The sequence below is a fragment of the Porphyromonas sp. CAG:1061 genome (assembly GCF_000435035.1).
In the GTDB taxonomy this organism is placed as follows: domain Bacteria; phylum Bacteroidota; class Bacteroidia; order Bacteroidales; family Porphyromonadaceae; genus Porphyromonas_A; species Porphyromonas_A somerae.
In genome coordinates, this window is the sequence record NZ_HF988917.1 from 20,037 (window position 1) to 31,220 (window position 11,184).

Consider the following 11,184-nt stretch of genomic DNA (forward strand, 5'->3'; position numbering starts at 1 on the left):
GGAGCAACTGCTCTATCCCTCGCCTGAGCCCTATCTTTCCTGTGACGGTGAGATTGGGGGTATAACCAAGGGAAGGGCGAGTAATAGCGATGACAGATATTCCTAAGGAGAGGGCTGCAGAGACCTTTTCGGTAAAGCCACTAGTGGTACCGCTCTCCTTTACGATGATCAAGTCGGGCTGTAACGTGCGGAATAACTCCTCATCGCTCAGCTCTTTATCGTAGTAAATGATTTGGGAACGAGGAATACCCGTCCGCTCAATGGTTTTCTCCGTTTCGGCAATTGGCATCACCCTGAAATAGGTCTCGTGCTCTTGCCAGTAGCTCTGTAGCTTGGCGATGCTATTCACACCGGTGAGGGCGAGTGCTTTGGAGGGCTTTGCTTGGTGAAGTAGAGCGATGGCTTCCTCAAAAGAGGAGACTTGCTGCACTTCCTCTGGAATGGCTGGGAACTCCCTTTCATACCTAATCACAGGCCGGTGAAGGGCACCCACATTACTATGTAGATTGGTGGCAAAAGGGTGGGCGGCATCGATGATGAGCCCTACACTATTTTCTTGACAAAAGGCTTGAAGCTCCGCTTTGTCTTTGCCCCCAGTAATATGGACCCCATTGTGTAGCGTGATCTCTTGGGAGCTACCAAAAGTAGAGTAGTAAAATGGTACTCCTGCCTCTTCGCACACCTCTACACACCTGCGACCTTCGGTGGTTCCGCCTAAGATTAATAGATTCATAGTAGTCTTTGGAGGAGCTCTTCGATGGAATCAATAGCTATCGGAGGGGTGTCGGGGCGGTGCAGTACTATCTTACTTCCGCTGGTATCAATGTAGGTCTCTGTCTCTGCCTCACGATCTGCTAAGATGCGGTTGCGGAGTAGTGCCTTGCGAACCATGGAGAAGAGGTGGCCGTGACCGATCACTTTGATGCGTCGGTCGTAATCATTTTCGATGCGAAAGAGGCCGGTGGTTTGGTCAAAGATGATCTCTTTTTGTTCGAAGAAACGACTGAGCACTCCGGAGAGGGCTAGATCCTCAGGGGTGCCGATATGGAGGTGACGCTCGTCGTCCATCAGCCATATTTTATCTGCAATTTGGAGGGCGAGCTCCAGGTCGTGAGTGGAGAGGAATATGGTTTTATTCAACTCTCGAGAGAGGCGGTGCAGGAGTTGCATCATATCTACTTTGGACGGGAAGTCGAGGAAGGCGGTAGGTTCGTCTAAGATGATGATGGGGGTCTCTTGAGCCAATGCTTTGGCGATCATGGTCTTTTGGCGCTCTCCATCGCTCAGACTGTGTACCATGCGATCTCGCAGTTTTTCGATACGAACCTGCTGAATGGCCAGATCTACAGCTTGGCGGTCTTGAGAAGCAAGGCGACCCCAGAAGCCGGTATAAGGGCTTCTTCCGAGGGCTATGAGCTCATGGACGGTCATGTTATTGGCATCTACCTTTTCAGTGAGTACTACGCCGACTACTTTGGATAGTTCGCTCTCTTTGTACTGGTTGATATCTTTATCTTGCACCAATACCTCTCCTGCTATCTTGGGCTGGAAGCGGGCAATGGTGCGGAGTAGGGTGGATTTTCCCACTCCATTGGAGCCAAGGAGGCAGGTCAGTTCGCCTGCATTGACTGAGGCGGTGAGGTGCTTGGCAACAACCTTCTCCCCATTCTTTTGCTTGTATCCAATGGACAAGTCCCTAAGTGCAATAGTCTTCATCATATTATCTCAGTTCTTCTGCGATCAAATAAGACGGATATCACTATTGGAGCACCGATTAGGGCGGTGACGGAGTTGATGGGGAGTGCCCCTTCGAAGCCTGGCATGCGAGCAATGAGGTTGCAAAGTAGCGAAAGCGAAGCCCCTACCACTGTCACCGCTGGCACCAATATGATGTGGTTGGAGGTGGAGAAGAGGGTGCGACAAAGGTGAGGCACAGCCATGCCTAGGAATACGATCGGACCGCAATAGGCGGTGACAATGGCGGTAAGGACGCAGGAACAGAAGATGATGACATTGCGTGCCTTGGTGTAATTGAGACCTAAGTTGCGGGCATAGTTTTCGCCAAGGAGGAGTAAGTTGAGTGGCTTGATAAGAAGAAATGAGAGGGGAATTAGGATCAGCATGATGATGACGAAGGTGTAGACTTGATCTCCACTCACCTTGGAGAAGCTACCAAGGCCCCAGATGACGTAGCTGCGAACATCTTCATCATTGCTGAAGAACTTAAGTACCCCGATGATGGCATTGGCAATATAGCCGATCATGACACCCATAATCAGTAATATGGCATTGCCTCGCACCTTTTTGGAGATGAGAATGATTAGCACCATCACTGCCATTGCCCCTATGATCGCAGCAATGGATACGGCCATTTCTCCAATAAAACCCATGCGGGTGAGGGCTTTTTGGCTGATACTTCCCGAGAGGAGTATCAAGGTGGCTACTCCTAAGCTCGCACCAGAACTAATACCCAACTCAGAAGGACCAGCAAGGGGATTGCGGAATACGGTTTGCATCTGCAGTCCACTAATAGAGAGCGCAGCACCAGCAATGAAGGCGGTGATGGTTTGTGGAAAGCGACTTTTCCATATAATATTATTCCATATCTCGCCTCCGCTGGTTTCCTTCCCAATCAGTATGCGGAAGACATCTAGCGTGGGTATTGGAATGGTACCGAGGGCTAGATTGAGTAGGAAAAAGAGGAGTATGGAGATGATACCCAGTACAAAAAGAATAATATTGCGTTTGGTAGCCATACGAATAGGTATTACTTCAATACTTCATAGAAAACAGGCTGGTGATCTGGAAGTAATTGTGGGTGAAAGGCCTTGATAAGGTCGGCCAATACCACATCTGGCTCTACGGGCGATAGCTCGTAGAAGGGACGCTCGGAGAGATTGCAGTAGACCACTTTCTTATCCTTAAATGCCTTGAAGTCGCGGTAGCGGCTATCAGTCTTATCTAGTACCTCGTAGCTATATTTGTCTGGATAGCTATTGAGAATTCTCCAAAAGTCGGCATTGGCACCTTGTGCGTAAACGGTTTCAAAGTCCACGTAGAAGCCACCTGACTCTTCGTTGTCCATCATAAAGTATTCAGCCCCGGCATCGGTGAACTGGTGGGCAAGATAACTTTCGCCACCCACTACATACCAGTTGCCACCGTGGAGCTCTCCACTCAGTACCTTTGGTCGTTCAATATCCTCTGGAATGAAAGCTTTTAGGGCGTTGTATCGCTCCTCTATGCCACTGAATATCGTCTCCGCACGCTCTTCATCGTCAAGGAGTAGGGCAATAAACTTGATCCATTCAGCTTGTCCAAGAGGGGTTAGCTCCTTATATCCAAGAAAAGTAACTAATGGAGTGCCGAGCGTTTGTAGCACATCATAGCCCCCTCGCTTAAAGGGGGAAACAAGGATGATATCAGGCTGGATCGCCATAATGAGTTCGGTATCAAAGTTCCCTTCAATGCCAATGCGTTTGCTACGACCATCTGCCAATTGTGCTTTCATCTGTTCGTTGAAAAGAAAGCGTGTGCTAGGCATTCCCACCACTTTGTCGATTGCATCGAGCTTGATAAAGTTGGAGAGTTGGAGAGTAGTCATAACAATTGCACGCCTCACTGGCGTCTCAATCACTATATAATCATTGGGGATTCCTTTGGGTTGTGTGCCTCTTGGAACCAAGGCATACTTCCAAATCTGTTCGTTTTCATTGGCAGGATCGGTCATATCTACCAAGGTGTAGCCCTCCCCTTTTTGGATGTTCAATCCTTTGGCATACTTGATATAATCTACTGATTCGAGCTGTTCGCTCTGGTTGCTTTGATCCTCTTTACAAGACCAAAGAGCTATCATAGTGAGAAATAAGATGAGAATACGCTTCATACGCTTTGAGGTTTTATGACAATGATAGAAAAATAGGGGCAAGTGCGAGAGAGAAAGCTTTCCAGATCCGAGGTGAGGAATTGCTTCTCATCTCCAAGCCACTCCATATAGGTAAATGGGTAGTTACCTTGGCGGAGCAACTCTTTGATGCTCTCCTGGTAAAGGGATAACTTCATGATGGCAACAACCGAACCATTGGCAAGAGGAGTGAGCACATCGGAGGGGGTGTTGATTTGGGAGAGGAGTGTGAGGTTTTGCCCTTGCTCTACAAGAGGTACCATAGCTTGTGCCATACCAGCGACAAATGATGGGACGCCTGGTAGCACCTCCACTTTTGCACCACATTTGGTGAGCTCAGCAACGATCTTAAAGGCAGATGAGTAAATGCCGGCATCACCAATAGTGACGAGAGAAACCTGTTGCTCCTCCTTATAAAGATCATAAAGCCTTTGAGTGACTTTGTCGTACACTCCTACAGCCAAACTTGGATCCTTTTTCATCGGGATATCAAACTGCTCTACTTTTAGGAGAATATCCTCGAGCGGCTTCAGTCGCTCTAGCACTCTCACCGCTTCCCCACTAGGAGCAAAGATAATATCACTCTCTTTTAACGCAGTAAAAGCTCTTAGTGTGATATTATCAGGGACCCCACTCCCTAGAGATATGATTTTAATCGAACTCATTTCCGGAATAGATGTTTGAATGAATCATTATAGAGTTTGGACAAGCCTTGGCGATTATCAATCGCCTCACCCACTACGATTAGTGTGGTGAGTGTCAACTTATTGTCCCGAATGATTTGTGCCAGGTTTCGTAGCTCTCCTCTGATGATCTTTTGCTCTTTCCACGTGAGTTTGTGGCAAACTGCTACGGGCGTCTCAGGTGGGTAGTGTACCAGCAATTCGCTCTGCACCTTTTCTGCCAAGGTGGCGCTGAGGTAGATGCACATAGTGCTTTGAGAGGCTGCCAACTTGTGTAGCTGCTCTTTCTCTGGCATAGGAGTTCGCCCTTCTCCACGGGTGAGGATGATGCTTTGCACCTTCTCCGGAATGGTGAATTGAGACCTCAATTCCGCTGCTGCTGCAAGAAAAGATGAAATGCCAGGGGTGATGTGATAGCTCATTCCTGCTTCGTCGAAGAGTGCCATCTGCTCCTGAATGGCGCCGTAGATGCAAGGGTCGCCCGTATGCAGACGTACAATCAGGCAGTGGCGGTCGTAAAACTCCTTCATAAGGGCAAATTGCTCCTCCAAATTCATGTCGGCAGAGCTCCGAACTGTAGCACCTGGTTTGGCGTAATAGGTGAGTTCAATTGGTACCAGACTACCTGCATAGAGGATTAAATCGGCTTGCTGTAGGAAGTGCTTTCCTCGCACAGAAATAAGCTCCGGATCACCAGGACCTGCCCCCACAATCTCTATGTGTCCATGGGGTAGGGCATTGGCATCAATCGCTAGGGCAAAGGTGAAGTCATTGCCCTCAGATAGTTTCCCTTTTTGTTTCTCAATAACCAGCACTCCGCCATTTGAAGCAAGAAGAGCTGATGCTTCAGAAACACTGGGCGAGGAGGTCACCTCATTTACTTTATTAGAAGGATTGGGCACCTCTATCTCCTCAAGTTGATCGGCCGAGTAGTATTGTGGCACTACCCCCAGCTTCTCCCCAAGTCCCTCAATAATTGGTTCGCCTCTTTTTAGCTCAATGCTATTGATACTCGCTATGGAGAGCTCCGAGAAACCTGCTGTATGAAGTTGCTGGAGAATGTACTCACTGACCCCCTGAGGATTGGCTTTGTGACGACACCCGATGCCTAAGTGTAGCACTTGAGGGCGGTAAAGAATTTGTGGAATACTAAGGTCAGAAAGCTCTCTTGGAGTCACCGCAATAAGCAGTTGATACTTGGAGATATCCAAGTCTTCCAGATGATAATAGACATCTACAAAGCTGGGCTTCGTACGCTCTAGGTAGTCGCATCGCATATCTAGCAAAAGAGCGGTTGGAACACCATCTACAAACTTGGTAATCGCCTCATTGAGAGTCGCCCCTACCGTTTCCAATTTCCAGCCAAACTGTCTAGGCAGAGTATCCAGCGCCCAAAGCCCCTGTCGGTCACTTTGCGTAGTGATGATGGGTTCTGCTCCCAGTACTGAAGCAATTCGGCTAGCCCATTCATTGGCTCCACCAATGTGCCCCGATGCCACGGATATGACATATTTACCAGTGGTATCAATACATATAATCGCTGGATCGGTATGTTTATCCTTGAGATAAGGGGCAATGCTCCGCACGCAAATTCCCATTGCAGAAAAGAAAACGACTAGGTCGTGCTTCTCCATTATTTGCCCCGTCTCTTCCTGAAGGTCCTCAATCTTTTCAAAACCCTCTAGTTCTCTGGTGCTATATAGCTTTCCTCCCAATTCGGAATGAAGTTGGAGTGCTTTCTCCTTCGCTACCTCGGAGAGGATTATAATGCCTATATTTTGATTCATCATTTTATTGCTTTCATCACCCTTATTGGGTTGTTATTATCTATAGAGATTTCCACCTCTTTTATGATGGTGCCAGATACCTTCTCAATGGCCACTCTGAATAGATCTTGACTCTCTTGCGAAACTGAGTTAAAGACCAAGAGTCCCTTCTCTGGCAATAACGGCCAAACTTTCTGCACGATCTCCACCAGTTTTCCGCCATGACCTCCAATAAAAGCACAATCTGGCTTTGGTAAATCACCCATCTCAACCTCGCAAAAGTCGCCACCTCTAAAGTCGATGCCTGGAGTGCCAAACTTCTTGCTATTGGAGAAAAGTAACTCCGCCCCTTCAGACCTAATCTCAAAAGCTACCATTCTAAGGTGGGGAAATTGCAACTTCGCTTCAATAGAGACTGAGCCGGTACAACTACCGATATCCCAAAAGACGTGGCGATTATGCAGCTCAAGCATAGAAAGAGAGAGTAATCTAATCGGGCTTTTGGTCAACATCTTAGCCCGACCATTGAGGAGGTGAAACTCCTCATCCGGTATCCCAAAGTACTTCTGCCTCGGCCTTGTCTCCACCAATATCATATTGTAGGGATAGCTAAATTCCCTCTCCGCCACCTCCGAGAGCGACAGTTCACTCACCCGTTCCTCCTCCTTATTTCCAAGCAGTTCGCCTACGTAAGCCTTGTAATTATCATACCCATAGTCGAGCATACGCTGAGCCACCGTAGTAGGAGTGTGCTCTTTGCGGTCCAAAAGTAATCCAATCATCGATTCCCTTTGGATAAGTGCTCTATCAAACTCATGCCAAGGACGCCCCGTAAGGGTTACTTCGTGCATATTCTGGTAAGGCAATAGGGCACGGTGAGCCAGCATTTGCAGAGAGTGAAAACTAGGGTAAACCTTTACCGTCGCCTCAGGAATATGCCTCATAATGGTCTCTCCAATCCCATTGAAAAGGGGGTCGCATGACGCAATGACCACCAGATCATCAAGTTGGCGATACTGCTCCATCAACGCTCCCATCGGAGGCACCACCTCTATCCATTCGTGTTTGCTCGGAAGGTAAGGCTTGATAATCTCGTAGTGCCGCTTTCCTCCTGAGAAGTGGTAACCCTCCTGAAGTACCTTGAGCACTTCAGGGCGGAAAAACTGCTCCCGATTGTCGTCTATGCCTATTATCGTAATCTTCATAGGAGGAAGAGGTTATACGTCGCGACCTGGTCTTAGTGCCTCTGCATCATCAAAGGTGAGAATCGCATTGCATAGCGTTGCAGCAAGATTGCTCCCTCCTTTGCGACCATCAATAATCAGTTTAGGAATGTTGCGGAACGGTTTCACCGCATGCTTCGACTCGCAAACGTGTACGAACCCAACTGGAGCTGCAATAATCCCCATAGGCTTTGCCTCTCCTTTCCGGATTAAACTTGCCAATTCTAGTAGAGCAGTCGGTGCATTACCAAATGCAAAGAGGGCATCTGGGTGCTCTGCCACTGCCAGGCGAATACCAGCTTGGGTGCGGGTGATGCCTAGACGATCCGACATCTCCTTGGTACGAGGGTCAGAGAGGTAGCACTTAGCCTCAATGCCCAATCTTTTAAGGGCTCCTTTGCGAATGCCAGAGGTGACCATCGTAACATCAGTAATAATGGTCTTGATTTTCCCTGAAACACACGCCTCATGCAGTCTCTTGACAGCATCGGGGTCGGAGTAGAATATCTGCTCCATTTCAAAGTCGGCAGTGGTATGGATCGCATGAAGTAGTGCCCATTTGTGATCCAGCGGAATCTCAGGGTTCTTGAGCTGAGACTCTATCGTTCGGAAGCTCTCGATCATAATTTGCTGACCTAGCTTGGTATCTTTATCCGCTTTTTCACGATAGTAGCCACGAGGCGTAATCATACGATTGCGGGTCGTAAACGTCTGGCTATTTCCAATGATCACCATGGTAAACATATCAATCTGCTCTGCATCAAATTCTGCAAGAGTAGTGTAGGTCACCTCTTGATCCTCACGGCCAGCTTGGCGAACAATGCCCACAGGAGTATTAGCGTCCCGCTCTTTCAAGAATAGTTCGCGTAGTCGCTCAATCTGCCAGTACCGCTTGACACTCTTAGGATTATAAATCGCTGTGATAAAGTCCGCCTCGGTAGCAGCGATGATCCTTCGCTCAATCTTTGCCCACGGCGTCATAAGATCGGAAAGCGAGATGATACAGAAGTCGTGACCAATGGGAGCCCCCAATATAGAGGCCGCCGTCTGAAAGGCTGAAATGCCTGGGAGTACCTCAATCTCAATATCACTCTTCAGCTCCTCCGCCATCTCATAGATAAGGGGAGCCATACCGTAAATGCCAGCATCTCCAGAACTAATCACAGCCACCTCCTTACCTTCATCGGCAAACCTAAACGCCTCTCTAGCTCTTGCCGTCTCCTGACGCATTCCTGTATCTACACACTCTGTATCAGGTCGGAGGTAGTGCGAGACAAACTGGAAGTAGTACTTGTAGCCAACCACTACATCCACCTTGCCTAAAATATCCCTTGCCCCAATGGTCAGGTCGCGCTCACTACCCGGACCTATTCCAATCACATATATCTTTCCCATCACATTTATTTATCAATTAAACTCTATCAATTAAACAACTATCTATACTTTTGCCCTCACTTAACAAAGCTAAGGGTTTCTCGTATCAAAGCAAAATGTTTTAGGTATCAAACAAAAATGTTTTAGGTACCAAACAAAACTCTTTCCTATATCAACAAAACCCCACCACTACCTAATTGGTTCGGTAGGTGGTGGGGTGAGGTCATTGATATCTAATTATCTATCTAGTTTTATGATACGATCTGCAAAGAAACCGGGCTTCAGTTTGGCTGCCTCAGTCACCTTTTCTGTCGCAAATTCATACTTATAGAATTTAGTCTGAGTGTCATCGCTGATACCAAGAAGGGCGTAGTCCTCTTCTACCACGATAAGTTCTGAGTAATTGCCACCTTGGCTTGTTGGAATCTCCTTGATACGGTACTGATCACCTCCTGGGGTTAAGTCTATCACCGCCCAAATAAATCTTCTAGGCACTGTCCAACTATTTTTGTCAGCTTTATTTTTAGGACTCTCCAAGTAAGCAAGCACTTTGGTCCCTCTCATGTGGTGAATAGTCAGAATCTTATTCTCATCAAAGATGTCAAGTTTATAGTTGGGGTCGGTTCTAAACTCACCTGCTTTAATACGCAAGATGTGTCCATGCTGCTTCGTAGATGAAGTGGCATCATCTCTTACCGTATTACACAGCATATAGTAGTCTCCATTTGGCATAAAGAAACCATTCTGCTGTCTGAGTGACCCAAAAGATACTGATCCTGGGCGATCTACACGCGTCTCCTTGTAGATATGCTCCACTGCCATATTGTCGGGATTAATTGTAGCGGTAAAGAATGCTTTGTGGCTATCCAGACCCATTTTTGGCTTTTTCTTATCCTCATGCCTGAAGTTGAAAAGCAACTTGTTATCAGCCTTTCGGTATGCCAATAGCCCACAGGAAGAGAATAATTCGTCCTCTGCTATCTTGCCTAATTCTGGGAAGTCCAGTGTCCCTTTAGCTATGACTTCCATACTCTCAGTATTGATCTTAACCCAATTCATTTTATGCTTTTTAGGTGCTTTTTTATCTTTGCTTTCAGGAGCACCAATAAGCACAAGTGTATTGTCATCTAGCCATTCATGAGCAAACCTCCGGTCAGAGAGTTCTGGCATTGGGAATATTTTAATGGTTTCCACTCCAGCATCAGTGATTTTATACTTGCCAAAGTTATTTTCTCGGCTAATACTGTAGTAATAGCCTTTGTGGTAGATAACAAAAGGAGTGATACCTGATAGCAAAGTCTCTGCACCTTTTTTCCTGATATCATACTCCCCTTCGAGTAGGGTCGGTATTTTCTTAACCACATGCGGATCTTGCTTTTTAGTTGATGAGGTACCTTCTCCAATTGCCAACCACATATCATATAGGTCTTCAGCTGGCTTTTCTGGATTCTCAGGATCCTTTGGATGCTCTGGTAGCTCTGGCACATCAGGTTTCTTCGGATCTTTACCTTTAGGGGTATCGTTACTGCCACAGCTTGTGGTTAAAGCGATCACTAGGATGGCTAATAGTTGGATAATTGACTTGCGTTTCATTTAAGTTATCTGTTTAATTAAAGAATGTGGTAAGTTTACAGAAGAGAGAGCGTCCTGGCTTCTGAAGCATATAGTTATCGTAATTGATCTGATCAAAGAGATTATTGCAGTTAATGGATAATTTCTGCTTGCCCTTATTCCAAGACCAGGTAGCACCAATGTCGGTGGTTGATTGGGTGGGGATAATAGCCTTAGAGCTTTTAGAGCCTAGAGCCGCCCATGAAAGATAGAACCAATGGACATATCCATACGAGGCATTAATCCTTAGATCACTTTCCTTCAGACCAAAAGGCTCCTGAAAATTAATTCCTAGCGAGCTATTGGTGTAGAAAAATGGTTTGTTGGGTATCCTGTTATTGTAGGTGATATCTATTCGACCATCGGGAAGCTTCTCGCTTCTATTCCTTTCATCGACGTAGGTTGCATTCACCCCGAAGTCAATCAGATTCTTATATCGATACTTGAGATCAATCTCACCTCCAAACACTCGTGCTGCCCCTACATTTTTATAGGCACCTAATCCTTCGCTAATGACATCCCTTCGGATATAATCTTTTACATCGCGCATGAAAAAGGTCCCCTCGTAGTTGATAGAGTGGTTACTATTAATTCTCCAAGCCCCATAGAGGGCAAGGTTGAGG

At 46.9% G+C, this 11,184-nt stretch carries 10 protein-coding genes; all 10 read right to left on the bottom strand.

Annotated elements, in window-relative coordinates; genetic code table 11:
* On the bottom strand, nucleotides 1-733 hold a 733-nt coding region (locus QVO39_RS05150), incomplete at its 3' end, for a precorrin-6A/cobalt-precorrin-6A reductase (RefSeq protein ID WP_288171797.1).
* On the bottom strand, nucleotides 730-1,716 hold the full coding sequence (locus QVO39_RS05155) for an ABC transporter ATP-binding protein (protein WP_021903291.1): 987 nt from the start codon (nucleotides 1,714-1,716) through the stop codon (nucleotides 730-732). The genes QVO39_RS05155 and QVO39_RS05150, both read right to left, overlap by 4 nt.
* Nucleotides 1,716-2,756 carry an iron chelate uptake ABC transporter family permease subunit gene (locus QVO39_RS05160; RefSeq protein ID WP_021903292.1) on the bottom strand — a complete coding sequence of 347 codons (1,041 nt, stop codon included), beginning with the start codon at nucleotides 2,754-2,756 and terminating at the stop codon, nucleotides 1,716-1,718. The genes QVO39_RS05155 and QVO39_RS05160 overlap by 1 nt, the downstream gene beginning before the upstream one ends.
* Nucleotides 2,757-2,767: 11 nt before the next feature.
* Complete coding sequence (locus tag QVO39_RS05165) at nucleotides 2,768-3,886, bottom strand: ABC transporter substrate-binding protein (RefSeq protein WP_021903293.1); 1,119 nt, start codon at nucleotides 3,884-3,886, stop codon at nucleotides 2,768-2,770.
* Complete coding sequence (locus QVO39_RS05170) at nucleotides 3,883-4,569, bottom strand: precorrin-2 C(20)-methyltransferase (RefSeq protein WP_021903294.1); 687 nt, start codon at nucleotides 4,567-4,569, stop codon at nucleotides 3,883-3,885. Before QVO39_RS05170 ends, QVO39_RS05165 begins: the two co-directional genes overlap by 4 nt.
* On the bottom strand, nucleotides 4,566-6,374 hold the full coding sequence (gene cobM / locus QVO39_RS05175; protein ID WP_021903295.1) for a precorrin-4 C(11)-methyltransferase: 1,809 nt from the start codon (nucleotides 6,372-6,374) through the stop codon (nucleotides 4,566-4,568). Before cobM ends, QVO39_RS05170 begins: the two co-directional genes overlap by 4 nt.
* On the bottom strand, nucleotides 6,374-7,558 hold the full coding sequence (locus tag QVO39_RS05180) for a bifunctional cobalt-precorrin-7 (C(5))-methyltransferase/cobalt-precorrin-6B (C(15))-methyltransferase (protein WP_021903296.1): 1,185 nt from the start codon (nucleotides 7,556-7,558) through the stop codon (nucleotides 6,374-6,376). The genes cobM and QVO39_RS05180 overlap by 1 nt, the downstream gene beginning before the upstream one ends.
* 12 nt (nucleotides 7,559-7,570) lie before the next feature.
* Nucleotides 7,571-8,971, bottom strand: a complete 1,401-nt coding sequence (gene cobJ, locus QVO39_RS05185) for a precorrin-3B C(17)-methyltransferase (RefSeq protein WP_021903297.1) — start codon at nucleotides 8,969-8,971, stop codon at nucleotides 7,571-7,573.
* Between the two features lie 216 nt (nucleotides 8,972-9,187).
* On the bottom strand, nucleotides 9,188-10,543 hold the full coding sequence (locus QVO39_RS05190) for a DUF4374 domain-containing protein (protein WP_021903298.1): 1,356 nt from the start codon (nucleotides 10,541-10,543) through the stop codon (nucleotides 9,188-9,190).
* 13 nt (nucleotides 10,544-10,556) lie between these two features.
* On the bottom strand, nucleotides 10,557-11,184 hold a 628-nt coding region (locus tag QVO39_RS05195; protein ID WP_353867185.1), incomplete at its 5' end, for a TonB-dependent receptor domain-containing protein.

What these genes read in the sequence shown, in the direction of transcription:
- QVO39_RS05155 (WP_021903291.1), bottom strand. Translation starts at nt 1,716, where the DNA reads ATGAAGACTATTGCACTTAGGGACTTGTCCATTGGATACAAGCAAAAG.
- QVO39_RS05160 (WP_021903292.1), bottom strand. Translation starts at nt 2,756, where the DNA reads ATGGCTACCAAACGCAATATTATTCTTTTTGTACTGGGTATCATCTCC.
- QVO39_RS05165 (WP_021903293.1), bottom strand. Translation starts at nt 3,886, where the DNA reads ATGAAGCGTATTCTCATCTTATTTCTCACTATGATAGCTCTTTGGTCT.
- QVO39_RS05170 (WP_021903294.1), bottom strand. Translation starts at nt 4,569, where the DNA reads ATGAGTTCGATTAAAATCATATCTCTAGGGAGTGGGGTCCCTGATAAT.
- cobM (WP_021903295.1), bottom strand. Translation starts at nt 6,374, where the DNA reads ATGAATCAAAATATAGGCATTATAATCCTCTCCGAGGTAGCGAAGGAG.
- QVO39_RS05180 (WP_021903296.1), bottom strand. Translation starts at nt 7,558, where the DNA reads ATGAAGATTACGATAATAGGCATAGACGACAATCGGGAGCAGTTTTTC.
- cobJ (WP_021903297.1), bottom strand. Translation starts at nt 8,971, where the DNA reads ATGGGAAAGATATATGTGATTGGAATAGGTCCGGGTAGTGAGCGCGAC.
- QVO39_RS05190 (WP_021903298.1), bottom strand. Translation starts at nt 10,543, where the DNA reads ATGAAACGCAAGTCAATTATCCAACTATTAGCCATCCTAGTGATCGCT.